26 protein-coding genes and 3 pseudogenes are annotated in these 24,443 nt (G+C 71.7%); 22 read left to right on the top strand and 7 right to left on the bottom strand.

The window, feature by feature from the left end; genetic code table 11:
- Positions 1 to 32: 32 nt before the first annotated feature.
- The 9 genes from JSY13_RS12330 to JSY13_RS12290 all read left to right on the top strand — a co-directional run bounded on the left by JSY13_RS12330 (position 33) and on the right by JSY13_RS12290 (position 8,138).
- Positions 33 to 905, top strand: coding sequence for an N-acetylneuraminate synthase family protein (locus JSY13_RS12330; RefSeq protein ID WP_259606941.1), 873 nt, complete (start codon positions 33 to 35; stop codon positions 903 to 905).
- On the top strand, positions 902 to 2,278 hold the full coding sequence (locus tag JSY13_RS12325) for a DUF6716 putative glycosyltransferase (RefSeq protein WP_259606940.1): 1,377 nt from the start codon (positions 902 to 904) through the stop codon (positions 2,276 to 2,278). Before JSY13_RS12330 ends, JSY13_RS12325 begins: the two co-directional genes overlap by 4 nt.
- A gap of 112 nt (positions 2,279 to 2,390) precedes the next feature.
- Positions 2,391 to 2,756: a 30S ribosomal protein S6 gene (gene rpsF / locus JSY13_RS12320; RefSeq protein ID WP_259606939.1), complete on the top strand. Its 366-nt coding sequence runs from the start codon at positions 2,391 to 2,393 to the stop codon at positions 2,754 to 2,756.
- A gap of 5 nt (positions 2,757 to 2,761) precedes the next feature.
- Positions 2,762 to 3,250 carry a single-stranded DNA-binding protein gene (locus JSY13_RS12315; protein ID WP_259606938.1) on the top strand — a complete coding sequence of 163 codons (489 nt, stop codon included), beginning with the start codon at positions 2,762 to 2,764 and terminating at the stop codon, positions 3,248 to 3,250.
- Positions 3,251 to 3,336: 86 nt separating this feature from the next.
- Positions 3,337 to 3,591, top strand: coding sequence for a 30S ribosomal protein S18 (rpsR, locus tag JSY13_RS12310; protein ID WP_040168021.1), 255 nt, complete (start codon positions 3,337 to 3,339; stop codon positions 3,589 to 3,591).
- An 11-nt stretch (positions 3,592 to 3,602) separates the two neighbouring features.
- Complete coding sequence (gene rplI, locus JSY13_RS12305) at positions 3,603 to 4,055, top strand: 50S ribosomal protein L9 (protein ID WP_259606937.1); 453 nt, start codon at positions 3,603 to 3,605, stop codon at positions 4,053 to 4,055.
- A gap of 175 nt (positions 4,056 to 4,230) precedes the next feature.
- A complete protein-coding gene (locus JSY13_RS12300; RefSeq protein ID WP_259606936.1) occupies positions 4,231 to 5,178 on the top strand; it encodes a GAF domain-containing protein in 948 nt (315 codons plus the stop codon).
- 455 nt (positions 5,179 to 5,633) lie between these two features.
- The gene (dnaB, locus tag JSY13_RS12295) at positions 5,634 to 7,007 is read left to right on the top strand and encodes a replicative DNA helicase (RefSeq protein WP_259606935.1); all 1,374 of its coding nucleotides are present in this window, start codon (positions 5,634 to 5,636) and stop codon (positions 7,005 to 7,007) included.
- Between the two features lie 282 nt (positions 7,008 to 7,289).
- On the top strand, positions 7,290 to 8,138 hold the full coding sequence (locus JSY13_RS12290) for a DMT family transporter (protein WP_259606934.1): 849 nt from the start codon (positions 7,290 to 7,292) through the stop codon (positions 8,136 to 8,138).
- Between the two features lie 26 nt (positions 8,139 to 8,164).
- On the opposite strand, the gene JSY13_RS12285 is transcribed toward JSY13_RS12290, so the two are convergent.
- Positions 8,165 to 8,950: a DNA/RNA non-specific endonuclease gene (locus JSY13_RS12285; protein WP_259606933.1), complete on the bottom strand. Its 786-nt coding sequence runs from the start codon at positions 8,948 to 8,950 to the stop codon at positions 8,165 to 8,167.
- Positions 8,951 to 9,024: 74 nt separating this feature from the next.
- On the opposite strand from JSY13_RS12285, the pseudogene JSY13_RS12280 reads away from it, so the two are divergent.
- Positions 9,025 to 9,126: pseudogene (locus JSY13_RS12280) on the top strand (dihydrofolate reductase family protein); the annotation flags it as partial.
- A 2-nt stretch (positions 9,127 to 9,128) separates the two neighbouring features.
- Here JSY13_RS12280 and JSY13_RS12275 read toward each other — a convergent pair.
- Complete coding sequence (locus JSY13_RS12275) at positions 9,129 to 10,493, bottom strand: maltokinase N-terminal cap-like domain-containing protein (RefSeq protein ID WP_259606932.1); 1,365 nt, start codon at positions 10,491 to 10,493, stop codon at positions 9,129 to 9,131.
- 178 nt (positions 10,494 to 10,671) lie between these two features.
- Positions 10,672 to 11,169, bottom strand: a pseudogene (locus tag JSY13_RS12775) (DNA topoisomerase IB); the annotation flags it as partial.
- On the opposite strand from JSY13_RS12775, the gene JSY13_RS12770 reads away from it, so the two are divergent.
- Together JSY13_RS12770 and JSY13_RS12265 are read left to right on the top strand one after the other, a co-directional pair.
- Positions 11,168 to 11,434, top strand: coding sequence for a hypothetical protein (locus JSY13_RS12770; RefSeq protein ID WP_432806418.1), 267 nt, complete (start codon positions 11,168 to 11,170; stop codon positions 11,432 to 11,434). The pseudogene JSY13_RS12775 and the gene JSY13_RS12770 sit on opposite strands and share 2 nt — an antisense overlap.
- Before the next feature lie 186 nt (positions 11,435 to 11,620).
- The gene (locus JSY13_RS12265) at positions 11,621 to 11,917 is read left to right on the top strand and encodes a hypothetical protein (RefSeq protein WP_259606930.1); all 297 of its coding nucleotides are present in this window, start codon (positions 11,621 to 11,623) and stop codon (positions 11,915 to 11,917) included.
- A gap of 223 nt (positions 11,918 to 12,140) precedes the next feature.
- Here JSY13_RS12265 and JSY13_RS12260 read toward each other — a convergent pair whose 3' ends face one another.
- Positions 12,141 to 13,094, bottom strand: a complete 954-nt coding sequence (locus JSY13_RS12260; RefSeq protein ID WP_259606929.1) for a DMT family transporter — start codon at positions 13,092 to 13,094, stop codon at positions 12,141 to 12,143.
- Between the two features lie 137 nt (positions 13,095 to 13,231).
- Between JSY13_RS12260 and JSY13_RS12255 the strand changes: the two genes are divergently transcribed.
- The 5 genes and pseudogenes from JSY13_RS12255 to JSY13_RS12235 form a co-directional block, all read left to right on the top strand.
- Positions 13,232 to 13,873: a ClpP family protease gene (locus tag JSY13_RS12255; protein ID WP_259606928.1), complete on the top strand. Its 642-nt coding sequence runs from the start codon at positions 13,232 to 13,234 to the stop codon at positions 13,871 to 13,873.
- Positions 13,870 to 14,541, top strand: coding sequence for a ClpP family protease (locus JSY13_RS12250; protein WP_259606927.1), 672 nt, complete (start codon positions 13,870 to 13,872; stop codon positions 14,539 to 14,541). Before JSY13_RS12255 ends, JSY13_RS12250 begins: the two co-directional genes overlap by 4 nt.
- A 30-nt stretch (positions 14,542 to 14,571) precedes the next feature.
- On the top strand, positions 14,572 to 15,213 hold the full coding sequence (locus tag JSY13_RS12245) for an acyl-CoA synthetase (protein WP_259606926.1): 642 nt from the start codon (positions 14,572 to 14,574) through the stop codon (positions 15,211 to 15,213).
- A complete protein-coding gene (locus JSY13_RS12240; RefSeq protein ID WP_259606925.1) occupies positions 15,210 to 15,713 on the top strand; it encodes an amino acid transporter in 504 nt (167 codons plus the stop codon). The genes JSY13_RS12245 and JSY13_RS12240 overlap by 4 nt, the downstream gene beginning before the upstream one ends.
- A gap of 185 nt (positions 15,714 to 15,898) precedes the next feature.
- Positions 15,899 to 16,937, top strand: a pseudogene (locus tag JSY13_RS12235) (MFS transporter); the annotation flags it as partial.
- Positions 16,938 to 17,020: 83 nt separating this feature from the next.
- Here the strand turns inward: JSY13_RS12235 and purB are convergent.
- Together purB and JSY13_RS12225 are read right to left on the bottom strand one after the other, a co-directional pair.
- On the bottom strand, positions 17,021 to 18,403 hold the full coding sequence (purB, locus tag JSY13_RS12230) for an adenylosuccinate lyase (RefSeq protein WP_259608214.1): 1,383 nt from the start codon (positions 18,401 to 18,403) through the stop codon (positions 17,021 to 17,023).
- Positions 18,400 to 18,954 (bottom strand): low molecular weight protein-tyrosine-phosphatase, encoded by a 555-nt coding sequence (locus tag JSY13_RS12225; RefSeq protein ID WP_432806417.1) that lies wholly within the window; start codon positions 18,952 to 18,954, stop codon positions 18,400 to 18,402. The genes purB and JSY13_RS12225 overlap by 4 nt, the downstream gene beginning before the upstream one ends.
- A 108-nt stretch (positions 18,955 to 19,062) precedes the next feature.
- On the opposite strand from JSY13_RS12225, the gene JSY13_RS12220 reads away from it, so the two are divergent.
- The gene (locus JSY13_RS12220) at positions 19,063 to 19,326 is read left to right on the top strand and encodes a hypothetical protein (protein WP_259606923.1); all 264 of its coding nucleotides are present in this window, start codon (positions 19,063 to 19,065) and stop codon (positions 19,324 to 19,326) included.
- Positions 19,323 to 20,633 carry a lipase family protein gene (locus JSY13_RS12215; RefSeq protein ID WP_259606922.1) on the top strand — a complete coding sequence of 437 codons (1,311 nt, stop codon included), beginning with the start codon at positions 19,323 to 19,325 and terminating at the stop codon, positions 20,631 to 20,633. Before JSY13_RS12220 ends, JSY13_RS12215 begins: the two co-directional genes overlap by 4 nt.
- A 77-nt stretch (positions 20,634 to 20,710) precedes the next feature.
- Here the strand turns inward: JSY13_RS12215 and JSY13_RS12210 are convergent, their stop codons facing one another.
- Positions 20,711 to 21,109, bottom strand: a complete 399-nt coding sequence (locus JSY13_RS12210; protein ID WP_259606921.1) for a phage holin family protein — start codon at positions 21,107 to 21,109, stop codon at positions 20,711 to 20,713.
- 116 nt (positions 21,110 to 21,225) lie between these two features.
- On the opposite strand from JSY13_RS12210, the gene JSY13_RS12205 reads away from it, so the two are divergent.
- From JSY13_RS12205 to JSY13_RS12195, 3 genes are read left to right on the top strand one after another with little or no spacing between them, the layout of a single operon-like run.
- Positions 21,226 to 22,308: a histidinol-phosphate transaminase gene (locus JSY13_RS12205; RefSeq protein WP_259606920.1), complete on the top strand. Its 1,083-nt coding sequence runs from the start codon at positions 21,226 to 21,228 to the stop codon at positions 22,306 to 22,308.
- A 27-nt stretch (positions 22,309 to 22,335) separates the two neighbouring features.
- Complete coding sequence (locus JSY13_RS12200; protein ID WP_259606919.1) at positions 22,336 to 23,463, top strand: thiamine pyrophosphate-dependent enzyme; 1,128 nt, start codon at positions 22,336 to 22,338, stop codon at positions 23,461 to 23,463.
- Between the two features lie 11 nt (positions 23,464 to 23,474).
- On the top strand, positions 23,475 to 24,440 hold the full coding sequence (locus JSY13_RS12195) for an alpha-ketoacid dehydrogenase subunit beta (protein WP_259608213.1): 966 nt from the start codon (positions 23,475 to 23,477) through the stop codon (positions 24,438 to 24,440).
- Positions 24,441 to 24,443 lie beyond the last annotated feature (3 nt).

The raw sequence follows: 24,443 nt of genomic DNA, 5'->3' as shown, positions 1-24,443 counted from the left end.
GACCGGTGGGACACAGCGAACGGAGGGCTGTCATGACCGTCAGCATCGGAAGCCGGGTGATCGGCGGGGGTCGCCCCACCTACGTCATCGCCGAGATCGGCCTGAACCACAATGGCGACGTCGAGATCGCCAAGAAGCTCATCGACGTCGCCCGCGCCGCGGGCGCGGACGCGGTGAAGTTCCAGAAGCGGACGCCCGAGATCGCCACCCCCGAGCACATGCGCGACGTGCCGCGCGAGACGCCCTGGGGCACCATGAGCTACCTCGACTACCGCCGCCGGGTCGAGTTCGACCGCGACCAGTACATCGAGATCGGCGACCACGCCACGATGGCGGGCCTGCACTGGTTCGCCTCGCCCTGGGACGTGCCCAGCGTCGAGTTCCTCGAGGACCTCAACGTCGTCGCGCACAAGGTGGCATCCGCCAGCCTCACCGACGCCGAGCTGCTGCGCGCCCTGCGCGACACCGGCAAGCCGGTCATCCTCTCCACCGGCATGTCGACCATCGACCAGATCGACCGCGCCCTGGACACGCTCGGCACCGACCGCACCATCCTCATGCACGCCACCTCGACGTATCCGATGGAGGCGGGCGAGGCGAACCTGAAGATGATCGCCACGCTCCGCGACCGCTATCCCGGCGTCCCCGTCGGCTACTCCGGTCACGAGCGCGGCCTGCAGATCTCGCTCGCCGCCGTCGCGCTCGGCGCCGTCGCCGTGGAACGGCACATCACCCTCGATCGTGCGATGTGGGGCTCCGACCACGCCGCCTCCCTGGAGCCCGGCGGCTTCGAGCGCCTGGTGCGCGACATCCGCGTCATTGAAGAGGCTCTGGGTGACGGCGTGAAACGGGTCTACCCCGGCGAGCTGGCACCGATGGCGAAGCTGAGGCGCGTCGTCGCATGACGTTCCGCGGCAGCCGTGAGCGCCGCCTGCGCGTGGTGGCGATCGCCGACGCCGACTCCTTCGTGAAGTGGTCGGCGCACCTCATCGACCGTGTCCCCGACATCAGCAGGCACCTGCTCCTCGTGCGCACGCCGCTCACGGTGAGCGAGGCGCAGGAGCAGGCTGCGCTCGCCGGCACCCGGTTCGCGGGGGATCCCGCATCCGTCACCCGCATCGACTTCGGACGCGTGGCCTCGTGGCTGGGCGCCGACCGCCCGGACGTCGTCGTGCTCGCCGGACGCGGGCCGTTCGTACGGCTTCTCGGGCGCGAGATCGACCGCCTTCCGGCGCGCCCGGTCGTGGTGAGCGGGCTGCCCGGCATGTCCATTCCCGCCCAGCGCGGCGCGCTGGACTACCGCCGGCACAGCGATCTGCTCGTCGTGCACTCCTGGCGCGAGGTGGCCGCGTTCACGCAGCTCGGACGGCGCATCGGCGTCGACGTCCCGATCGCGCTCGCCACGCTGCCGTTCGCGCGGCGGACGGATGCCGCAGGCCAGCGCGTCCGCGGCACCGAGGCCGATCTGCTGCACACGCCAGGCACCGACCTCGTCTTCGCCGCGCAGGCCCTGGTCCCGGCCACCCGGGGGGAGCGGCTGCGCATGGCCGAGATCCTCCGGCTCGCGGCCGTCGCGGAGCCGTCGAAGCGGGTGGTGGTCAAGCTGAGGTCGCGCCCAGGCGAGGCGGAGACCCATCACGAGCGCGACGCGTACCCCGAACTGCTGCAGGGCGCGCCCGACAACCTCGTGCTCTCGTACCAGCCGATGTCCGAGGCGCTCGCCACGGCGGAGGGGCTGGTCACCGTGAGCTCGACCGCCGCCGTGGAGGCGATCGCCCACGGGGTCCCGGTCATCGCGGTCGACGAGTTCGGCGTGAGTAAAGCGCTCCTGAACCACGTCTTCCGGGGCAGCGGGCTGCTGGGCGGTGCGGAGGACGTGGTGGCCCGACGCTTCCGGCATCCGGATCCGGGGTGGGCGGCCCAGAACTACTTCCATGATCCGCGCGACTCGCAGTGGTGGGCCCAGGTGCGCGGGCTCGTGGCGCAGCGCCGGCGCGGCGAGCTTCCGTCGCGCGTCGTGCCGCGTCCGCGCGGCGGTGCGCTGCACGCCGCATGGCACCGCCGGCTCGTGCTCGGCGAGGAGGACCGCACCCTGTCCGGAGCGCTCGCGGGCGCGGTCGGCGCGCCGCTGGTCTCGGCGCTGGTCGCTGTGCGCCGCCGGCGGGGCGGGACGGATGCCGGGTCCTGGCAGGATGCCGGCAGCGACCTCACCCTGGCACCCACTCCGCTCGCCGAGCCGGTGCGCCGCCGGACCGCCGCATCCCTCGCCATCGGGTAGACTTCTGTGGTTGTCTGCCTTCCGGCATCCGTCGGATGCGGACGACGTGCACAACACCCTCCTGCTTCCGGGAAAGTCCCGGGAGCCGTTCTAGTCCGAAGGAGGTGGGTAAGTGACGCACCAGTACGAGCTCATGGTCATTCTGACTCCCGAGCTGGACGAGCGCCAGGTTGCCCCCAACCTCGACAAGTTCCTGAAGGTCATCACGAACGATGGTGGCTCGATTGACAAGGTCGACATCTGGGGCAAGCGCCGTTTCGCCTACGAGATCAACAAGAAGAACGAGGGCATCTACGCCGTCGTCAACTTCACCGCGACGAGCGAGGCCACGCAGGAGCTCGACCGCCAGCTGAAGCTGAGCGAGCTCGTGTTCCGCACCAAGGTCCTCCGCGCCGAGGAGGCGCAGGCCATGGTCGCCGCTGAGGCCAAGCGCGCCGAGGCCAAGGCCGCCCGCAAGCCCAAGGTCGCGAAGGCCTAAGGCTCATGGCCGGCGAAACCGTCATCACCGTGGTGGGGAACCTCACCGCCGACCCCGAGCTGCGCTACACGCAGAACGGCCTGCCGGTGGCCAACTTCACCATCGCCTCGACCCCGCGGACGTTCGACCGCCAGGCCAACGAGTGGAAGGACGGCGAAGCGCTGTTCCTCCGCGCGTCGGTGTGGCGTGAGTTCGCCGAGCACGTGGCCGGGTCGCTGACGAAGGGCATGCGCGTCATCGCGCAGGGCCGTCTGCGTCAGCGCTCCTACCAGGACCGCGACGGCAACAACCGCACCGCGATCGAGCTGGAGGTTGACGAGATCGGTCCGTCGCTGCGCTACGCGACGGCACAGGTCACGCGGGCCGCATCCGGCGGCGGCGGGCAGTCCCGTCCGCAGCAGCAGGTCTCGGACGAGCCGTGGTCGACCCCCGGGTCGACGAGCGCCGACGCCTGGAGCACTCCGGGCAGCTTCGGCGACGACACGCCGTTTTGATCCATCCCGGTCGTTGAGCGAGGGCCGCAGGCCCGAGACGAAACGCTCATCCGTCCGGAACTCTTCATCTTCTGTAAGGAAATCTCATGGCTGGAAAGTCGAGCGGCGACCGCCGCAAGCCGCGGAAGGGCGCGAAGAACGCCGCCCCCGCGAAGTCGATCCGCGTGGGCGTCATTGACTACAAGGACGTCGCCACGCTTCGCAAGTTCATCTCGGAGCGCGGCAAGATCCGCGCCCGTCGTATCACCGGTGTCTCGGTGCAGGAGCAGCGCCTGATCGCCAAGGCGATCAAGAACGCGCGCGAGATGGCGCTCCTGCCTTACGCCGGCGCTGGCCGCTAAGGAGCACCGACATGGCAAAGCTGATTCTCACGAACGAGGTCGCCGGGCTCGGTAGCGCCGGCGACGTCATCGAGGTCAAGAACGGGTACGCCCGCAACTACCTCATCCCGCAGGGCTACGCGGTCGCCTGGACCCGTGGCGGCGAGAAGCAGGTCGAGCAGATCCGTTCCGCTCGTCAGGCTCGCGCGATCCACGACCTCGACGAGGCCAAGGCCCTGAAGGACAAGCTCGAGGGCACCAAGGTGCGCCTGGCCGTCAAGGCCGGCGCCGAGGGCCGCCTGTTCGGCTCGGTCAAGCCGGCCGACGTGGCCGACGCGGTGGCCGCCGCCGAGCTGGGCTCGATCGACAAGCGCAAGGTGCACATCACCGCGCCGATCAAGTCCACCGGCGAGCACGAGGCGACCATCCGCCTGCACGAGGATGTCACCGCCGTGATCACCCTCCAGGTGGTCGCCGCGAAGTAACTCGCGACGCACGCACCAACGGCGAGAGCCCCCGTCCCCGCGACGGGGGCTCTCCGTGTCTCCGGGTTCGCCGGTCGCCTTGACCCTCGTTCGCCCGGCCACGTATAACGGGCGTATGCGCACAGTCTCACCCGGAAGGCTGCGGTTCGCTGCTGATCTCTCGTGCGCCGAATCCGTGGAGGATCTGACCCGCTGGCTGTACGCGGGCATCGACAAGGTCTTCGATGAGGTCGTCGTCGGATTCGACCTCCTCGACCCCGTCACCCACCGTCCGCAGCTGACATCCGCGCACGGCGTCAGCAGGTTCTTCCTCGCTCGCTACGACCTTCTTGCGCGTGATGAGGATCCCGTGCTGAGCCGTGCCATCGACACCCGGGACCTGGCCTACAACATCGCGATGATGTCCACGGAGGAGTGGGAGGAGTCCGTTCTCTACCGCGAGGTGTTCTCGCTGCATCACATGAGGGACCTGGTGTACGCGCCGGTCATCGTGTCGAGTGAGGTCATCGGGACCCTCAATCTGGGCCGCGTCGCGGATGCCGCCCCGTTCACGTCCGAAGAGCTCCAGGAGGCCGCGGAACTGGCCGCACTTCTCGGCACGATCATCGAGGGCCTGTGGAAGCGCGGCAGCCTCGAGCGTGAGCTCACGCTGTTCCGGCGTGGCCCTCGCGGCTGTCGGCCCCATCACCGGCCTTCTCCGGAACGTTCCGGGTACCCCGGGTACCCCGGGCACGCCTGGCACGCCCGGCACGCCGGGTACCCCTGGCACGCCCGGCACCCCGGGTACCCCTGGCACGCCGGGTACCCCTGGCACGCCGGGTACGCCGGGAACTCCCGGTGCTCCGGATACGCCCGGTACTCCGGGCACGCCGGGTACCCCTGGCACGCCTGGCGCGCCGGGTACCCCGGGAACCGGCGGCGCCCCCGGTGCCCGCGTCGGTTCGCCCGCGGGTCTGAACACCAGCGCGCGCACTGTTCACCGCTCCGTGCGGCCGTTCGCGACGTCCGTGCCGGGTCGTCGACCCTCGCCGCGACGGGCGGGGAGGCCACGCCGCTCGGAGCCGCAGTGCTGCTCCTGGTCGCAGGGCTGATGATGCTGGTTCGGGTGCGTCGCAGCGCCTGACCTGGGGCCGAACCAGCTGTGGTGCGGGCACGAAGGGCCCGCACCACAGCCATGCCCGGCGCAGACGCGCCCGGTGTGCGCGGAGTTGACTTTTCCCCGTAGTTGTACACATGCGACAACGCGGCGGCCAACCTTCAATCAGAGCTTTAAGCGGAAATCCGTCCACAGCTTGAGGATCAGAAATACGGCTGGTCACAGCCATAAAAGTTCATCAAAATCTGAGCTGTCCACCGAGTTGTCCACAGTCGTTCTGCACAGACACTCCGAGGTTCTCCGCACGTCTTCCACAGAGTTATCCACAGCCCCTGTTGCACGGGGAAAAGGCCGCTCCTAGCGTGGTCGGGACCGGATGTCGGGAGCTCGTGGTTCCCTGTGTGCCAGGGACGGGATCTCCGCCCGGACCACGCGCAGAGCACGGGGGCTCTGCGAAGGCATCCGTATTGGGAGGGAGTGCTGTGTCGATCGCCGACATCTCGGAAGAACGTCTGGGTGGCACCCGCACGCCGGAGCGCACGCCCCCGCACGACCTTCTCGCGGAGCAGAGCGCGCTGGGCGGCATGCTTCTCTCCAAGGACGCCGTCGCCGACGTGATCGAGACCCTCAAGGGCGCCGACTTCTACATCCCCAAGCACGAGCTGATCTTCGAGGCCATCCTCTCGCTGTACTCGCACGGCGAGCCCACCGACGTCGTGGCCGTCACCGACGAGCTCATCAAGACCGGCGAGCTCGGCAGGGCAGGCGGTGCCGATTACCTGCACACCCTGACGTCGATCGTCCCCACCGCGGCGAACGCGGGCTACTACGCCGGCATCGTCGCCGAGCGGGCGATCCTGCGCCGCCTGGTGGATGCCGGAACGCGCATCGTGCAGCTCGGCTACGACGGTCAGGGCGACGCGTCCGACATCGTCAACAGCGCGCAGGCGGAGATCTATTCGGTCACCGGCACCCAGGAGGCGGAGGACTACGTCCCGCTCACCGTCGCGGTGGACGCCGCAGTGGAGGAGATCGAGGCCGCGAGCGGTCGCGACAGCACCATGACCGGCGTGCCGACCGGCTTCCGCGAGCTCGACGAGCTGACCAACGGTCTGCACCCGGGACAGATGATCGTCGTCGCCGCCCGCCCCGCGATGGGCAAGTCGACGCTCGCGCTGGACTTCGCGCGCGCGGCATCCATCGGCCACAACCAGCCGTCGATCTTCTTCTCCCTCGAGATGGGCAAGAGCGAGATCGCGATGCGTCTGCTCAGCGCCGAGGGCGCCATCCCGCTGCAGAACATGCGTAAGGGAACCCTCGACCCCCGCGACTGGACCACCGTCGCGGCCACCCGCGGCCGGATCAACGACGCGCCCCTGTACATCGACGACAGCCCGAACATGACGCTCGTCGAGATCCGCGCGAAGTGCCGCCGGCTCAAGCAGCGGGCCGGGCTGAAGATGGTCATCATCGACTACCTGCAGCTGATGACGAGCGGCAAGCGCGTCGAGTCGCGTCAGCAGGAGGTCTCCGAGTTCTCCCGTGCCCTCAAGCTGCTCGCCAAGGAGCTGCAGGTGCCGGTGATCGCACTGTCGCAGCTGAACCGTGGCCCCGAGCAGCGGCAGGACAAGAAGCCCGTGATCAGCGACCTGCGCGAGTCCGGATCGATCGAGCAGGACGCCGACATGGTGATCCTGCTGCACCGCGACTCGGTGTACGACAAGGACGTCCGTCCTGGCGAGGCCGACCTCATCGTCGCCAAGCACCGTAACGGGCCGACCGCGACGATCACCGTCGCCTTCCAGGGCCACTACTCCCGGTTCGCCGACATGGCCCCGGGCGGCGACTTCAGCTGACGCCTCGTCGGGGTCGCGGCCGCGCCGCCACCTTGTGACGGAAAAATGACGCTGGATGACGCTCCGGCCGATCGACCGATGTCGGTGCCTGGAGCGAGGATCGGGATATGCCCGGATGCCCCTGCTCACCGATCCCCGGGACTGCCGACCGGGCCCGCACCGACCGGGCCCGCACCGACCGGGCCCACACCGACCGCGCCGGCACCGGGCGCGCCCGCACCGAACCTGCCTGCGCCGGGCACCCCGCGCGCGAACGCGCCGCTGACGCTGACCGCCGCGGCGGTGACCGTGGTGCTGTGGGCGCCGGCGTTCATCGGCATCCGCGGCGCCGGCCCGCACTTCGACCCGGGCGCCCTCGCCCTGCTGCGCATGGCAGTCGGCACGCTGGCTCTCGGGGTGATCGCGGTGCGCCACGGCATCCGCCTGCCCGAACGACGCCACTGGCCTCTCGTGATCGTGTGGGGCGTCGCCTGGTTCTGCGTCTACAACCTCGCGCTGAACAGCGCCGAACGCACGCTCGACGCCGGCACTGCGGCGATGGTCGTGAACCTCGCCCCGCTCATGGTTGTGGTCTTCAGCGGGCTGTTCCTCGGTGAGGGCTTCCCCAAGCCGCTGGTGATCGGCGCGCCGATCGCCTTCCTCGGCGTCGTCCTGATCGGGATGAGCTCGTCGACGAGCGCCGGCCTCGACATCACCGGCCTGCTGCTGGCCCTGCTCGCCGCGGTCATGTACGCCGGATGCACGCTGCTGCAGAAGCGGCTGCTCACCTCGGGCGTGGACTCGACGACCCTCACCTGGCTGGGCGCCGTCGCCGGCACGGTCGCGCTGCTGCCCTGGACCGCGCGCCTCATCGGCGACCTGCACGCCGCCCCGCTGGATGCGACGCTGTGGGTGATCTACCTCGGCATCTTCCCCACGGCGATCGCGTTCACCACCTGGGCGTACGTGCTGCAGCGCAGCACCGCCGGGCAGACCTCCGCCACGACGTACGTGGTGCCGGCCCTCGCGATCCTGATGTCGTGGCTGATTCTGGGCGAAGTGCCGACCCCGGTGATGTTCCTCGGCGGCGCCCTGTGCCTGCTCGGCGTCGTGATCACGCGCATGCGGTGGGGTCGCCCGCCGCACGGATGATGCCGAGACGCCGGACGAGCAGCCCGTCAGAGCACGATGTCGGCCGGCGTCCTCAGCATCCGCCATTCCCCGGGCCGCGCCGTGCGCGCGGCGAGCACGTCCGCATCCGGCAGCGGCCCGAGGTCGACCCCGGTGAGCTCCGCGATCTCGGCGATCGGCACCTGGAACGTGCGGAACGCCCCCAGCGCATGCACCGCGAGCAGACCGTCGCGCGTGTCGATCAGCTCGGACTGGTCGAGGACGAAACCGGCCGCGGCCAGGCCCGTCGGTCCGCGCCACGCGGCGAGCTTCCAGAACCGCAACGGGATCCGGATGCCGCGATAGGGCGGGTCGCCGCCGCCGAGGACCGGCGCGGTGAACACCGACAGCCGCTGATCCGTCGCGTCGGCGTACCCGAGCACGTGATCCTCCAGGCCCAGCCACAGCTCCTTGGACTGGTTGAACCCGGCCGCCTGCGGTGCCGCGTTCGGGTACGCGAACGTCGCGTCCATGGCGCGACGCGCCTCGTCGACGTCGCCCCAGCCGGGGTCGCGCCGGCGCACGAGGTGGCCGCGGTCGAGGTCGTTGCGCGCGTACATCTCGGGTCCGGTCTGCTCGTCGGGAGCGACCCGCGGATCCCGATGCCACTCACCCGTGCGCGCCAGGTCCTGCAGCAGGGCGCCGTCGATGTTCACCCCGGTCACCGCCGCCATCCGCCGCTCCGGATCGAGGAGCACGGTGAACCTCGGGTACGGGAGGCCCCGCACCGGCTGTGCCGGGCGGGGCAGCGGCAGCTCGGTCGCGAGGAAGTGAGGGTCGTACCCGTCCGCCATGGGACCCATCGTGCCGGATGCCCCCGACATCGTCCGGCCACGACCGCCGCAGAAGGGGGTGACGGATGCCGCGCCCGCGGCCTAGACTCGAGCTGGTCGAGGCGCGCACCTTCGACCAGCGCATCCAGCTGCTCGAGTACATCCCGACGGTGCTGGACGGCCCGCCGGGACGCTGAGATCACACCAGGCGCCGGATCGCCTGCAGCGGGATGCCGATCCAGTCCGGCCGGTTGCGCGACTCGTAGATCGCCTCGTAGACGGCCTTGTCGAGTTCGAGCGCGTCGAGCAGCGGCCGCTGCGCGGCGAGGTCGGCGCCGGATGCTCCCGCGTACCCGTCGAGGAAGGCCGCGCGCGCGGCATCCGCCCATGCCCGCACGGATGCCTGCCGGACGTCGGGCCGCTCCCGCTCGAGCGACCCGGCCACGTAGTCGAAGGAGCGCAGGGCGCCGGCGACGTCGCGGATGGCGAGGTCGGGCAGCATCCGCTCCGGCATCGGCCGCATCGGCTCGCCCTCGAAGTCGAGGATCACCCATCCGCGCCCGGGCGTGAGGATCACCTGCCCGAGGTGGTAGTCGCCGTGCACACGCTGCAGGTCCGGCCAGGCGGCATCCAGCGCCCGCGCGTACACCGCCGCGATCGCATCCTGGACGCCCGCGAGCACGGGGACCTCGGCGGCGGCGATGGACAGGCGCCGATGCCAGCCGGCGACGACCCCGGCACGCTCGTCCGCCGACGGCGGTGCCGACCCGAACAGACCGGCCAGCGACACATGCACCTCGGCGGTCGCGACGCCGAGGTCGCGGGCGCGCGCGCTGAAATCCTCACCCGCGGCGGCCGCGCGGAGGGCCACCCGGCGCGCGTCCTCGACCCCGGGCAGGAACTCCTGCGCGAACGCGAGCGAACCCTCGACGGGCGCGCCGGTCTCCGGGTCTGGCCAGGTGCCGGCCACGGATCCCACGGCTCCGGGCACGTGCGCGGAGCCGGAGGCGGCGAGGGCGGTCTGCAGCTCGATGTCGGGGTTGACGCCCGGATGCAGCTGCCGGAACACCTTGCAGATGATCGGCGCGGTGTCGTCGCCGTCGCGGTAGATGATCGAGGTGTTCGACTGCTCGCCGCCGAGCACGCCGGCCGCGTACTCCGCATCCGGGATCTGCGCCGCGGGGATGCCGCGCGCCCGAGCCCGCTCACCGGCGGCCTCGCCGCCGCGGGTCACCAGCCGGCGCAGCGCCTCGGTGTACGACGGGTCGAACGGGCCGTCCAGCAGCACGGTGCCCGGTTCGGGGCTGCCGATGACGTGGTCTGCGGCGGGGTCGACGGCGGATGCCGGACGCGCGACCACCGGCACCTGATACAGCACGACGGGGTGTGCGCCGGTGTCGGCGACGAGGAGCGTGGTGACGACGGCGCGCTCGCCGCCGTGACCGGCGAACGGGTCCGGCAGATCCCACGCGGCGACGAGCCGCAGCTCCGGGTCGCGACCCTTCGCCGAGTACCAGCGCTGCCGGGGCATCCAGGCCGCCAGGCACGCCACCGTGCTGTCCATACCTGCGACAGTAGAGCCACCGGATCGCCGGTGTCGACAGCCCTTCCGCGCGCCGCCGCGGATCGATCGTGACGCCCTCCTCGTACAGGTCGAACACCCGCGGGTCGATGTAGCTCGCACGCGCGACCGCCGGCGTGTTGCCGAGCACGGCGGCCGTCGTCTTCACCGCGTCGATGACGGCGCGGCGCCGCGCGGTCGCCGTGGTGCGCGGGCCGGTCTCGGCCAGGGCGCGTGCCGCGGTGACCGTGCCGTGCAGCGTGCGGAAGTCCTTCGCGGTGAACTCCCCGCCGGTGCGCGCGCGGACGTCGTCGTTGATGTCGGCGGCGTGCAGCGGATGCCAGCCCGCGTCGTCCTGCCAGGCCAGCAGCGTCGCGTCCGGGCCGCGGCGCTTCAGCCCGGCCACGAGCGCCGCGAGGTCGGGATCCTCCACGTCCGACTCCCACGGCTGCCCGCTCTTGGCGGGGAAGCGCAGCTCGACCACGGTGCCGCCGCGCACCGCCGCGTGCTCGCCGCGGAGCGTCACCAGCCCGATGCTGCCGTGCGTGCGCGCGTACTGCTCCGAGCCGACCCGCAGCAGCGCGGAGTCCAGCATCCGGAAGGCGCCGGCGAGCACCCGCTCCCGCGGGAATCCCTCGAGACGCAGGTCGGAGGTCACCCGTCCCCGCACCGACGGCATGACGGCGGCGAGCTCGAGCATCCGGTCGAACCCGCTCGCCTGGTTCAGTGCGCTGTTCGTGCTGGTCCCGGCGTATCTCAAAGCGCATCGCGACCTGGCACGGATGCCGGTGACCCCGGACTTCGTCACGGAGACGACGCCGATCCCGGTGATCGGCCCGACCGACGGGTCGATGGTGGTGGATGCCGTGCTCACCGCGCCGGTGCCGATCGTTCCCCCGCGGCTGTCGCGGCTGCGCCGGCCGGCGTCGCGGCGGCGCCGCTAGCATCCGCTCGTCGTCGACGCGGCGGCGGATGCGTGGCATCCGTGCTTCCTGCGCGCGGCATCCGTTCGTCGTAGACGCAACGGCCGAACATCATCCTTGAGACGGATGCCCGGCGTCGGAGGCCTCACCTACTCTTGATCACAGAGGCGCGCGGGGGGTGCGCCCGATGACACGGGGGGTCGTGCCATGACGTCATTGACGGTTGCGAACGCGCTCATCGAGCTGTTCGTTCCGATCGGGGTGGCCGGAGCAGTGATCGCGGTGGCCTGCGCACTCGTCGCGGCCACCGCGCTCGCTCGCGGCTGGGCGGGACTGTGCGGAGGGGCGGTCGGCGTCTGGATCGTCGCCGCCATGCTCAGCGTGGCGGCCACGTTCGCCAGCCTGTGGACGCCGGTGCTGGTCTCGCTCGCCGCGCTCGCCGCGGCGCTCGTGCTGGGAGCTGTGGCGCGCGGGCTCTCGGTCCGCCGCTCCGCCGCGGCCTGAGAGCGCCCTGCCGAGGAGCGCCGGTGGCCGCAGGCGATCTCCTGCTCAGCCGCCGAAAATGGGTGTTGACGGGTACCGTGCGGCAACCCGTACCATTCGACTACCCGAACGGCTGATGCCCCGTATGACGCTGTCGGGTCCTCAGCCTCCCGGCGGGGTGTGGTGATCACGCCCGCACCCCGCCGGGACACCAACGGCGGGGACGCGGACACGGCGGGGCACGCTACTCCACGTCGGCGCGCGAAGGTCGCTCCGTGCCGCGCCGGCGCACGGTCGCTTCGTGCGGCGGTCCCTCCGTGCGGCGTCGGCGCACGATTCGCAGCTCGCTGGCGAGGATCCCGAGCACGACCAGTCCGCCGCCGAGCAGCGCCGTCAGCGGCAGCCGCTCCCCGGCGATCCGGCCGACGACGGCCGCCCACACCGGCTCGCCGGCGTAGATGATCGTGGCCCGGGTCGCCGACACCGACTTCTGCGCCCAGTTCATGGTCAGCTGGATGAGGCAGCTCGCCGCGCCCAGGCCGACGGCGGCGCCGAGCCACACCCAGGAGAACGCCGGTGGCGCCTCGCTGACCAGCGGCATCGTCGCCAGCCCCAGCACACCGGCGGTGAGCAGCTGCACGATGGTGATCCGGCCCAGGTCGACGCGGTTCGCGAACAGGCTGATCAGGATGATCTCCGCGACGATGGGCAGCGTGCTGATGATCGTGGCGATCTCGCCGGTGCCGAGCGACAGCCGCAGGGCATCCGGCCCCGCGATGAGCACCAGCCCCGCGAACGCGAGACCGGCGCCGAGGAAGGCGAGGGCGGGCGGTCGGCGGCGGAACACGGCCCACTGCGCGAACGGCACCATCGGCACGTAGAGCGCGGTGAGGAACGCGGACGTGCTGCTCTCGATGGACTGCAGCCCGTAGGTCTGCAGGCCGTAGCCGAGGTGGATCATCAGGCCGATCGCGGCGCCCGCGCCGATGTCGCGCCAGCGGATGCCGCGCAGCGCGCCCCGAAAGATGAGCATGCTGATCAGGCCGGCCAGGAGGAAGCGGATGCCGACGAAGAACCATGGTCCGGAGTGCTCCATCGCCCAGTGGACCAGCAGGAACGTGCACCCCCACACCGCGGTGATCGCGATGAGGGCGAGCTCCTGCGGGCGCAGCCGCATCCAGCGCAGACGAGAGGGCATCCTCCGATTCTGCCCCGTCCCCCTCGCCCCCCTCGCCCCCTCGTCCCCCGCCCGGGCGGCGGGCGCTCTGCCGTGGGCGGATCCGCCTGGGGCGGATTCCGGTGCGGGGCATCCGCATCAGGGCGCAGGCTGACGTCATGACCGACGACACCACCGTTCCCCGCTTCGGGCCGGAGGCGCGGCGCGCACTGTTCCACGAGCGCGTCCTCGTCCTCGACGGCCCGCTCGACGACGACAACGGCACGCTGCTGATGACGCAGCTGCTCAGCCTCGCCGCCGAGGATCCTGTGACCGACATCGCGCTGTGGATCCATTCGCCCGGCGGCTCCGTCCCGGCGATGCTCGCCATCCGCGACATCATGCGCACCGTGCCGAACGACGTCGCCACCGTCGCGCTCGGCATGGCGTGCAGCGCCGGGCAGTTCCTGCTCTCGGCGGGCACCAAGGGCAAACGCCGCGCGCTCGAGCACGCGCGCATCCTGCTGCACCAGGCTTCGGCGGGGATCGGCGGATCCGCCGTGGAGATCGAGGTGCAGGCCGACGACCTGCGGCACATGCGCGACACCGTGATCGGGCTGATCGCCGAGGACACCGGCCAGCCGCGCGAACGCGTCTTCGAGGACTCCCTGCACGACCACTGGTACACGGCCGCCGAGGCCCTGGACTACGGCTTCATCGACGGGATCGTGGGATCCGTGTCGGAGGTGTTCCCGCGGCGTCGGTCGCGGATCGGACTGGGCGCCGAAGGCGGCCCCGAGCAGGAGGAGAGCGGACGATGAGCAGCTACACCATCCCGAACGTGATCGCGCAGCATCCGCGCGGCGACCGCATCATGGACGTCTACTCGCATCTGCTGTCGGAGCGGATCGTGTACCTCGGCACCGAGGTGGATGCCGGCGTCGCCAACGCCATCATCGCGCAGCTGCTGCACCTGGATGCCGACAGCCCGGACAGCGACGTGCAGTTCTCCATCAACTGCGCCGGCGGCGACCCCAGCGCGGCGCTGGCGATCTACGACACCATGCAGCACATCCGTCCCCGGGTGACGACGACCTGCGTGGGTCAGGCGATCGGCGTCGGCGCGCTGCTCGTCGCCGCGGGTGCCCCCGGGATGCGATCGGCGCTGCCGCACGCCCGGATCGTGCTGCACCAGCCGGCGGCGCAGACCCGCGGGGCGATTCCCGACCTGATCCTCGCCGCCGACGAGGTGGTGCGGGTGCGCTCGGAGATCGAGCAGGTGCTCGCACAGCACACCGGCCAGACCGTCGCGGCCCTGCGCGCCGACACCGACCGCGATCGGGTGTTCACGGCCGCCGCCGCCGCCGAGTACGGCCTGATCGACCAGGTGGGCTCAGCGCCCGAAGGACCGCGCCGCCGGGACGGGCTCAGCGCCGAAAGCCTGCGCCCGAACCGCGCCCGGGCCCGGACCCCCGCCCCGGGTCCGTAGACTGGAGGGGTCACCGATCGAGGACTCGTCATGCCCGCCCCTTCCCGCCCGTTCACGGCGCGCCACGTGCAGCTCAGCCGTGCCGCGCTCGCGGCCGTGGCTGCGCTGATGATCACGTTCTCGCCCGACCACTCGGCGGCGGTCGGCCTGTCCGTCTTCGGCGGCTTCGCGATCGTGACCGCCTTCGTGCTCGCGCTCGCCGCCTGGAGCGCGTATCCCGCCGGCCGCCGCTGGCCCGCCGTGGCCATCGCCGTGATCTCGATCATCGTCGGCATGGCCGGCAGCATCCCGTCCTGGCGCTCCGAGACGCTGTTCTTCGTGCTCGTGATCGCCTGGGCCCTGCTCACCGGACTCGTCGAACTCCTCGCCGGCATCCGCCACCGCGGCAGCGAGGGCGCCCGCGACGCGATGATCACCGGCGCCCTCGGCATCCTGCTCGCCGCCGCGCTGCTCCTGGTGCCCGCCGGCTTCGCGCAGCCGTACACCGTCGACGGCGCCGGCACCTTCACGCTCACCGGCATCATCCTGGGCGTCGGCCTCTTCGGCGGATACGCGGCGATCGTCGCGGTGTTCCTCGGCATCGCCGGGCTCACCCCGCGCGGGGCCGTGGAGAGGACGGATGCCGCAGCCGGCCCTCGTGCGAGCGAGGCCCAGAGTGGAGGACCCGCATGACCGACCACAAGCCGTCCCGCCGCGAGATCCTCCGCCCGCTGCACCTCGTCGGCATCGCCCTGGGCTGCGGAATCTTCGCGACCGTCGTGACCCTCGTCTCGACCGGAGCGTTCACCGCGCGGGTGAACCTGGCCATCGCCCGCGGCACGTACGAGGGCCTCACCCCGCTCGGCCTCGGCCTCGTGGTCGGCGGGGCCGCGTTCATCATCACGCTGCTGCTGCTCGCGATGCTGCTGCTCGCGATCGACCCGGCCGATGTCACCAAGCGCGTCGACCGGCCCGTGCTCTACGACGCGACCGACGCGGACGACGCGGGTGACGCAGGCGCAGGTGCCGAGGCCGGCGACGCGGATGACAGGGATGCCGCCGGCCGCGCCGGCCGCGCCACCGACCGCGCCACCGACCGCCGCGCCGACCGCGCCACGGACAGCACCGACGGGAACCCCGGCCCCGCGGACGGCGACGGCCCCGGATCCGCCGACCGTCGCGACCGGTCCTGATCCGGCGGAATGCCCGCCGACCGCGACCGGTCCTGATCCGGCGGAATGCCCGCTGGCCGCCGCGACCGGTCCTGATCCGGCGGAATACCCGCCGCGGCATCCGGCTTGTCCCTGAGGTGACCATCTCCGTCGATCGCGCCGACGTCGGCCTGCGCTCCGAGCGCGGGCCGGTGCTGGGAGCGCTGATGCTCGCGACCGGCCTGATCGCGATCGACGCGACGATCCTCGCCACCGCCGTGCCGAGCATCGTCCGCGACCTGGGCAGCTATCAGGAGTTCCCGTGGCTGTTCTCCGTCTACCTGCTCGCGCAGGCGGTCAGCGTGCCGATCTACTCGCGCTTCGCGGACGTCATCGGACGCAAGCCGATCATCCTGCTCGGCATCGTCCTCTTCCTCGCCGGCTCCGTGCTGTGCGGCTTCGCGTGGAGCATGACCGCGCTCATCGTGTTCCGGATCGTGCAGGGTCTGGGCGCCGGTGCGGTCGCCCCGATGTCGATGACCATCGTCGGCGACATCTACACGGTCGCCGAGCGCGCCAAGGTGCAGGGGTACATCGCGAGCGTGTGGGCGGTGTCGTCGGTCGTCGGGCCGGCTCTCGGCGGTGTGTTCTCGCAGCTGGATGCCTGGCGCTGGATCTTCTTCGTGAACGTCCCGCTGTGCGCGGTCGCGGGATGGATGCTGGTGCGCCGCTACCACGAGGCGAAGCACTCGCAGCGGCACCGCATCGACTACGCCGGCGCCGTGCTGCTCGCGGTCGGGCTCACGAGCGTGATCCTCGGGCTGCTCGAGGGCGGCAACGCGTGGGCGTGGCTGTCGGTTCCCAGCGCGGTGTGCTTCGGCGTCGGGATTCTGGCGCTGGCGGGCTTCGTCGTCGTGGAGCGGCGCGCCGCCGAGCCGATCATCGACCTGCGCCTGGCCGGGCGGCGGCTGATCCTCACCACCACGCTGGTGTCCCTCGGGGTCGGTGCGCTGATGATCGGGGTCACCAGTTTCGCCCCGGCGTATCTGGAGGGGTCGATCGGCATCGCGCCGCTGCTCTCCGGCCTCGCCGTGGCCGAACCCGGTCGTGGTGGCGATCGTGGCGTTCGTGCTCGGCTTCGGCCTGGGCTGGAGCGCCGCGCCCACGCTCATCGCGGCCCAGTCGTCGGTCGGCTGGGGGGAGCGCGGGGTGGTCACCGGCCTGAACGCGTTCGCCCGTTCCGCCGGAACCGCGGCCCGCGTCTCAGAAACTGCGGGTCCCCGGCATCCGCACCCGCATCTTCTGCGACACCGGCGGGCGCCAGCGTCGCCCGGCCCGCAGTCCCCGACTCAGCGCGCGAGCTGCTCCGCGAGCCCCACGTACGTCGCCGGGGTCAGCGCCAGCAGCCGCTGCTTCGCGGCGTCCCCGATGTCCAGGCCCTGCACGAACTCCGCGAGCTCCTCGGCCCCGACCCGGTGACCGCGGGTGAGCTCCTTCAGCAGCGCGTAGGGGTCGGTGATGGTCGAGCGCCCGGCGACGACCTCGGCCCGGATCACGGTCTGGATGGCCTCCGCGAGCACCTCCCAGTTCGCGTCGAGGTCGGCGAGCAGCACGTCCCGCGACAGCGAGATCTCGTTCAGACCGCGGCGCAGGTTGTCCAGTGCGAGCAGCGAGTGCCCGAACGCGACGCCGATGTTGCGCTGCGTGGTGGAGTCGGTGAGGTCGCGCTGCAGGCGCGAGGTGACCAGCGTCTGCGACAGCGAGCCGAGCAGGCTGCCTGCCAGCTCGAGGTTCGCCTCGGCGTTCTCGAACCGGATCGGGTTGATCTTGTGCGGCATCGTCGACGACCCGGTCGCGCCCGCGACGGGGATCTGTGCGAAGTAGCCGAGGGAGATGTAGGTCCACACGTCGGTCGCGAGGTTGTGCAGGATCCCGCCGGCGTGGCGCACCCGGTCGTACAGCTCCACCTGCCAGTCGTGCGACTCGATCTGCGTGGTGAGGCCGTTGAAGTCGATGCCCAGGCCCTCGATGAACTCGCGCGCCAGCCGCGGCCAGTCGACGTCAGGCTCGGCGGCGAGGTGAGCCGACCAGGTGCCGGTGGCGCCGGAGAACTTGGCCAGATACTCGGATGCCGCGATCTGCCCGCGCACCCGCTCCAGGCGCCAGGCGAACACCGCCAGCTCCTTGCCCATCGTCGACGGCGTGGCCGGCTGACCGTGCGTGCGGGAGAGCATCGGGGCATCCGCGTGCTCGACGGCAAGCTCGCGCAGCTTCGCGACGACGGCGTCCAGCGCCGGCAGCCACACGCCCTCGACCGCGCGCTTCACGGTGAGCGCGTAGGAGGCGGAGTTGATGTCCTCGCTGGTGCAGGCGAAGTGCGTGAGCTCGGCGATGGCGTCCAGGCCGAGGGCCGACAGCCGGTCTCGCACCAGGTACTCGACCGCCTTCACGTCGTGACGGGTGACGGCCTCCTTCTCGGCGAGCCAGTCGATCTCGGCCTGCCCGAACTCGCGGTACAGGGCGCGCAGGCGCTCCTTGTCGGCATCCGCCAGCGGTGACGTGCCGAACAGCGACCGGTCGGTGAGGGCGATCAGCCACTCCACCTCGACCTCCACCCGGGCGCGGTTCAGGCCCGCCTCGGAGAGGAAGTCGGCGAGCCCGGTGACGGCGGCGCGGTAGCGGCCGTCGAGCGGGCTGAGCGGCTGGGGCGGGAGGGAAGGCTGGGAAGTCAGGAGAGGTCCTCCGGCTCGGGGCCCCGCATCGCGCGGGACGTCGGGTGGGGCACCCGCACAGCCGGTTCGAGCTGGCGGAACAGCCCGCGGGTCGCGAGCTCAATCATACCGAGCACGGAATCGAACATCGCGGGCCCGGCGTAGTACGGATCCGGCACGTCCATGCTCGAGGCGTGCGGGTCGAAGGAGCGCAGCAGCGCGATCTTCGCCTCGTCGTCCTCGGACCGCGCCCAGGTGCGGAGGATGCGCTCGTGCGTGCGGTCGAGCGCGATCACGAGGTCGTTCTCGGCGAAGGATGCCGCGGTGAACTGCTTCGCCCGATGTGCGGACCCGTCGTAGCCGCGGCGGCCGAGCGCCTCGAGGGTGCGCTCGTCGGCGCGCTCGCCGAGGTGCCAGTCGCCGGTTCCGGCGCTGCGCGCTTCGATGCGGGAGCCGAGTCCCTGCGACTCCGCGAGCGCGCGCAGCACGACCTCCGCCATGGGGGAGCGGCAGATGTTCCCCGTGCAGACGAAGATGACGCGGAAGGGCGCTGGCGACGTCACGCCTCCCATTCTGCCGGTCGCCCGCTCGCTGTCCACACCCGCGGCGGTGAGGGATGTTGTGCACAGCGGCCGTGTTTCCGGGCTTCGGCGCCGTGGCGGTGGACGCACCATGGGGGCATGTACGACATCGCCCCCGCGCACGGCATCGCTCCCGCCGAGTTCTGGGCGGCGCTGGCCGCCCAGCGTGCCCTGGACGACGCCCTCGAGGCGCTGGAGAACGCACGCGCCGAGCTGAGCCGGCTCGCCGCGGAGACGACCTGGCAGTCCCGCGGGGTCGCCGCCCTGCACGAGCGTCTCGTCGCCGCCGGCGAGGATGCTGCGGATGCGGCCGGCACCGTACGCGGGATGCAGTGGTCGCTCGGAGCGGCGGTGGGCCCGTGACGGACGGCCTCGACATCGTCTCGGGCGGAGCGATCGCGGTCGACACCGAGGCGCTCCGCGACGTCGGCCGGCGTCTGCACGGGGTGGCGCGGATGCTGACGGATGCCGAGAGCGCGATCCGCCGCGCGTGCGGGATCGCCGGCGGCATCGCCGCCCTGCGCACCTGCGAGGGCGATCTGGCGGCGGGCGCCGGCCGGATCGCGCGCCTCGCCGACGAGTGCGCGGAGGATGCCGCCGGCACGCTCCTGATGGCCGACGTCTTCGAGGTCGTGGAGCTGCAGGCGCGGCAGCGCGCACTGGAGGTGAACGACCCGCGCGCCGCCCTCGCCCTGCAGGACCGGATCGACCGGCTGACCTCCGCCGATCCGCGGATTGGGTCGATGGCCGCGCAGCTGGTCGCCGGGTGGGAGGAGCGGCGCTTCCAGGGCCTGGAGCACCAGCATCTGGACCGGCTGCTGGTCCCCGGGTCGATGCCGTGGAGCGGCCCCGGGCCGATCGGCGGCCTGGCGCTCGCCGGCGGCGGAATCGCCGCGGTGCGCGGGCTCGGAGTGCTCCCGTACGGCGCCCGCCTGGACGGAACCGCGCCCCCGGTGCGGGTGGAGCGCGTCGCCACCTGGTTCCAGGTGCCGCCGCCGCGGAACATCGCGGAGTCGCTGCAGCGCATCCCGCGGAGGGGCGCGCAGGTGCGCGTCGAGGAGTACACGATGCGGGACGGCGCGCGCCGTTTCGTCGCCTACATCGACGGCACCCGCACGGCCCTGCCGCTGGTCACGCAGCAGCCGTGGGACATGGGGTCCAACTGGGACGCGTACATGCGGCAGGAGAAGTCCGCCGCGTACCACGCCGTGCAGGAGGCGCTGCGGGAGGCCGGCGCCGGCCCGGACAGCCGCGTCGACCTCGTGGGCTACTCGCAGGGCGCCATGATCGCCTCCTACCTCGCGATGGACGGGTCGCTCGACGTCGGCACCACCGTGCTCGCCGGCAGCCCGGTGGAGCCGTCGCTGCAGGACGGTCAGACCCTGGTGCAGCTGCGGCACAGCGACGACCCGATCGCGGCGCTCGCCGGTGGCGGATCACCCGGGTCCCCGGGCGCGGACGGGTTCACCGCCTGGCGGGAGGCGGGCGACGGCATGTTCGGGAACGACGCGCCGTTCGCGGCGCACGACCTGGAGGCCTACATCGAGACGGCGGGGATGGTCGACGCCTCCCGCGATCCCCGCGTGGAGGAGGTGACCCTGTGGAGCGAACTCGCCGGGGCCGTGGACGTGCGCGCCTTCGACTACGTCGCGACCCGGCCGGCCGGCTGACGGGCGGGCCGCGGTCGAAGGGCGGGGCGCGGTCGACGGGCGGGGGGGCGTGGTCGACGGGCGGGGCGTGGTTGCGGTCAGTCGCGCGAGCGCTTCTGCGGCCGCAGTAGGAAGCCGAACACGGCGTTGATGATCGCGATCAGCAGCGCCGCGACCACGGCCCACCAGAAGTTGCCGAGCGTCAGCCCCCAGCCGAACCCGGAGGTGATCCACGCGGTCAGCCAGAGCAGGATGCCGTTCACGAGCAGCGCGATCAGGCCGAACGTGAGGATGTAGAGCGGGAACGCGACGATCCGGATCACCGTGCCGACCACGGTGTTCACGAGCGCGAAGATCGCGCCGACGGCCAGCAGCGTGAGCACGAGCTGCAGGTCCTCGCCGGGCGGGAAGGGCGTGATCACCACCTGCAGGGCGGGGATCAGGGACACCACCCACAGGGCGAAGGCGTTCACGACGACACGGATGACGAATCGCATGGTCCCCTCAGTCTGGCACGAGCGCCGCCCGATGTCGCAGTGCGTGCCCATCTTCACCGGAGCGGTGGGGCCGCGCGGACCGGCGGGCCCGCCACGGCGGTCGTAGACTCTCCCTCGTGACCGAGCCGATCCTGCCCCGCATCCGCCCGGAGATCGCCGCCCTGCCGCCGTACCGTCAGGGTCGCCAGGCCGGGCCGAACGCCTTCAAGCTCTCCAGCAACGAGAACCCGTTCGACCCGCTGCCGTCCGTCCAGGAGGCGCTCGCGCACACCACTCCGGTGAACCGCTACCCCGACGCGTCGGCCGCCGCGCTGCGCGCCCGCCTGGGTGAGAAGTACGGCGTCGACACGGATGCCGTGCACGTCGCCGCCGGTTCGGTCTCGATCCTGCACCAGCTCGTCCTCGGCACGGCGAGCGTCGGCGACGAGGTCGTCTACGCGTGGCGCTCCTTCGAGGCATATCCGAGCCTGCCGCTGGTCGCCGGCGCCACCGGGGTGCAGGTCCCGCTCACCACGGGCGCTCGCCACGACCTCGACGCGATGGCGGATGCCGTCACCAACCGCACCCGCGCCGTCATCGTCTGCACCCCGAACAACCCGACCGGCCCGATCGTCACCAGCGCCGAGTTCGCGTCCTTCGTCGACCGCGTCCCCGCCGACTGCCTGATCATTCTCGATGAGGCATATGCCGAGTTCGTCACCGACCCCGAGGCGGTCGACGGCCTCCGTGAGCGCCTGTTCGAGAAGCATCCGAACGTCGTGGTGCTGCGCACCTTCTCCAAGGCCTACGGGCTCGCCGGACTCCGGATCGGCTACGCGATCGGGCATCCGCGCGTCCTGGACGCCGCCCGCACCACCGGCATCCCGCTGTCGGTGACCAGCGCCGCCGAGCGCGCCGCGATCGCGAGCCTCGACGCCGAGGACGAGCTGGGCGAGCGCATCGCCGAGATCGTCGCCCGGCGCACCGTGCTGCGGGACGGCCTTCGCGCGCAGGGCTGGGACGTCCCGGACGCGCAGGGCAACTTCGTGTGGCTGCCGACCGGCGCCGACACCGACCACGTCGCGGCCGCGTTCGACGCCGCCGACCTGATCGTGCGCCCGTTCTCCGGCGACGGCATCCGCATATCCGTCGGCGAGCATGAATCCGTGGGCAAGGTCCTACAGGTCGCGGAATCCGTTGTGCGGACTCTCCAGCGTTGAGCCGGTGCCGCGGGGTAGCGTAGAGGCGTGAGCTCCCTCGACACCCCCCTCGTGCGCGTGCTGGAGGCGGACGGCAGCCTCGTCCGATCCGCGGAAGCCGAGCAGTACCAGCCGCTGATCGACGCGCTGACGGATGCCGAGCTCGAGCGGTTCTATCGCGACATGGTCGCGATCCGCGCGATCGACACCCAGGCGACCAACCTGCAGCGGCAGGGGCAGCTCGCGCTGTGGCCACCGAGCCGCGGGCAGGAGGCCGCCCAGGTCGGCTCCGCACACGCCGCCCGCCGGCAGGACACGATCTTCCCGTCCTACCGGGAGCACGCGGTCACCCGCATCCGTGGCGTCGACCCGGTCGACATCATCAAGCTGATGCGCGGGGTGTCGCACGGCGGCTGGAACCCGCTCGACCCGAAGAACGGCAACACCCGCATCTACACCCTCGTGCTCGGCTCGCAGACCCTGCACGCGGCGGGCTTCGCGATGGGCCTCGCCTTCGACGGGCGCTGCGGCACCGGCGACCCCGAGCGCGACGCGGCCGTGGTGGTCTACTACGGGGACGGCGCGTCCAGCCAGGGCGACGTGCACGAGGCGATGGTGTTCGCGGCGAGCTACGACGCCCCCGTGCTGTTCTTCCTGCAGAACAACCACTGGGCGATCTCCGTCCCGGTGGAGACGCAGTCGAAGGTGCCGCTCGTGCAGCGCAGCGCCGGCTACGGCATCCCGAGCGTCCGCGTCGACGGCAACGACGTGCTCGCCAGCTACGCCGTCTCCCGCGCCCTGCTCGACGAGGCGCGCGCCGGCAGCGGACCGCGGGCGATCGAGGCGGTCACCTACCGGATGGGCGCGCACACCACGAGCGACGACCCGACCAAGTACCGCCGCGCCGAGGAGGAGCAGTTCTGGGCCGAGCGCGACCCGATCGCGCGGATGCGGGCCTTCCTCGAGGCGCGCGGCGCCGCGGCATCCGTCTTCGCCGACGCGGAAGCCGAGGCCGCCGAGGCCGCGGAGGACCTCCGCGCCCGCACCGTCGCCCTTCCCGGTCCGCCGCGGGAGATGGTGTTCCAGAACATCTACAGCGAACCGCATCCGCTCGTCGAGGAGCAGCGCGCCTGGTTCGAGAAGTACGAGGCCTCGTTCGAAGGAGGCGCGGAGTGACCCTCGAGACCATGCCCTTCTCCAAGGCACTCAACGCAGGGCTGCGCAAAGCCCTCGAGGACGACCCGCGCGTGCTGCTGATGGGCGAGGACATCGGCAAGCTCGGCGGCGTGTTCCGCGTCACCGAACACCTGCAGCGCGACTTCGGCGAACGCCGCGTGCTGGACACGCCGCTCGCGGAGTCCGGCATCGTGGGCACCGCGATCGGGCTCGCGATGGCCGGGTTCCGCCCGGTGTGCGAGATCCAGTTCGACGGGTTCGTGTTCCCGGCGTTCGATCAGATCACGTCGCAGCTGGCCAAGCTGACCTACCGTCACGAGGGCGCGCTGTCGATGCCGATCGTGATCCGGATCCCGTACGGCGGTCACATCGGCGCCGTCGAGCACCACCAGGAGAGCCCGGAGGCGTACTTCACGCACACCCCGGGGCTGCGGGTGGTGTCGCCGTCCACGCCGAACGACGCGTACTGGATGATCCAGGAGGCCATCGCGTCGAACGACCCGGTCGTCTTCATGGAGCCGAAGAGCCGGTACTGGCCCAAGGGCGAGGTCGACCTCGCCGCGCCGGCCGTGCCGCTGCACGCCTCCCGCATCGTCCGCCGCGGCACCGACGTCACCCTCGTCGGCCACGGCGCGATGGTCACCACCCTGCTGCAGGCCGCCGCGATCGCCGAGGGCGAGGGCGTCAGCTGCGAGGTGGTCGATCTGCGCTCGCTGTCGCCCGTGGACTACGGGCCCATCCTCGACTCGGTGCGATCCACGGGGCGGATGGTGTACGCGCAGGAGGCCCCCGGATTCACCAGCCTGGGCAGCGAGATCGCGGCCACCGTCATGGAGCGCGCGTTCTACGTCCTCGAGGCGCCGGTGCTGCGCGTCTCCGGATTCGACACGCCGTTCCCGCCCGCCAAGCTCGAGGGCTCGTACCTCCCTGATGCCGACCGCATCCTCGAGGCCGTGGATCGCTCCCTCGCCTACTGAGTC

Origin of the sequence: Microbacterium neungamense (assembly GCF_024971095.1) — a bacterium.
Lineage (GTDB): Bacteria > Actinomycetota > Actinomycetes > Actinomycetales > Microbacteriaceae > Microbacterium > Microbacterium neungamense.
The sequence above is the reverse complement of the archived record's forward strand: the minus strand, read 5'-3'. Positions and strand labels throughout refer to the sequence as shown.

Excerpts from the sequence above, each read along its gene's own strand:
- JSY13_RS12330 (WP_259606941.1), top strand. The coding sequence starts at position 33 with ATGACCGTCAGCATCGGAAGCCGGGTGATCGGCGGGGGTCGCCCCACC.
- JSY13_RS12325 (WP_259606940.1), top strand. The coding sequence starts at position 902 with ATGACGTTCCGCGGCAGCCGTGAGCGCCGCCTGCGCGTGGTGGCGATC.
- JSY13_RS12315 (WP_259606938.1), top strand. The coding sequence starts at position 2,762 with ATGGCCGGCGAAACCGTCATCACCGTGGTGGGGAACCTCACCGCCGAC.
- rpsR (WP_040168021.1), top strand. The coding sequence starts at position 3,337 with ATGGCTGGAAAGTCGAGCGGCGACCGCCGCAAGCCGCGGAAGGGCGCG.
- rplI (WP_259606937.1), top strand. The coding sequence starts at position 3,603 with ATGGCAAAGCTGATTCTCACGAACGAGGTCGCCGGGCTCGGTAGCGCC.
- JSY13_RS12285 (WP_259606933.1), bottom strand. The coding sequence starts at position 8,950 with ATGGCGGACGGGTACGACCCTCACTTCCTCGCGACCGAGCTGCCGCTG.
- JSY13_RS12275 (WP_259606932.1), bottom strand. The coding sequence starts at position 10,493 with ATGGACAGCACGGTGGCGTGCCTGGCGGCCTGGATGCCCCGGCAGCGC.
- JSY13_RS12770 (WP_432806418.1), top strand. The coding sequence starts at position 11,168 with ATGACGGCGGCGAGCTCGAGCATCCGGTCGAACCCGCTCGCCTGGTTC.
- JSY13_RS12265 (WP_259606930.1), top strand. The coding sequence starts at position 11,621 with ATGACGTCATTGACGGTTGCGAACGCGCTCATCGAGCTGTTCGTTCCG.
- JSY13_RS12260 (WP_259606929.1), bottom strand. The coding sequence starts at position 13,094 with ATGCCCTCTCGTCTGCGCTGGATGCGGCTGCGCCCGCAGGAGCTCGCC.
- JSY13_RS12255 (WP_259606928.1), top strand. The coding sequence starts at position 13,232 with ATGACCGACGACACCACCGTTCCCCGCTTCGGGCCGGAGGCGCGGCGC.
- JSY13_RS12250 (WP_259606927.1), top strand. The coding sequence starts at position 13,870 with ATGAGCAGCTACACCATCCCGAACGTGATCGCGCAGCATCCGCGCGGC.
- JSY13_RS12245 (WP_259606926.1), top strand. The coding sequence starts at position 14,572 with ATGCCCGCCCCTTCCCGCCCGTTCACGGCGCGCCACGTGCAGCTCAGC.
- JSY13_RS12240 (WP_259606925.1), top strand. The coding sequence starts at position 15,210 with ATGACCGACCACAAGCCGTCCCGCCGCGAGATCCTCCGCCCGCTGCAC.
- JSY13_RS12225 (WP_432806417.1), bottom strand. The coding sequence starts at position 18,954 with ATGGGAGGCGTGACGTCGCCAGCGCCCTTCCGCGTCATCTTCGTCTGC.
- JSY13_RS12220 (WP_259606923.1), top strand. The coding sequence starts at position 19,063 with ATGTACGACATCGCCCCCGCGCACGGCATCGCTCCCGCCGAGTTCTGG.
- JSY13_RS12210 (WP_259606921.1), bottom strand. The coding sequence starts at position 21,109 with ATGCGATTCGTCATCCGTGTCGTCGTGAACGCCTTCGCCCTGTGGGTG.
- JSY13_RS12195 (WP_259608213.1), top strand. The coding sequence starts at position 23,475 with ATGCCCTTCTCCAAGGCACTCAACGCAGGGCTGCGCAAAGCCCTCGAG.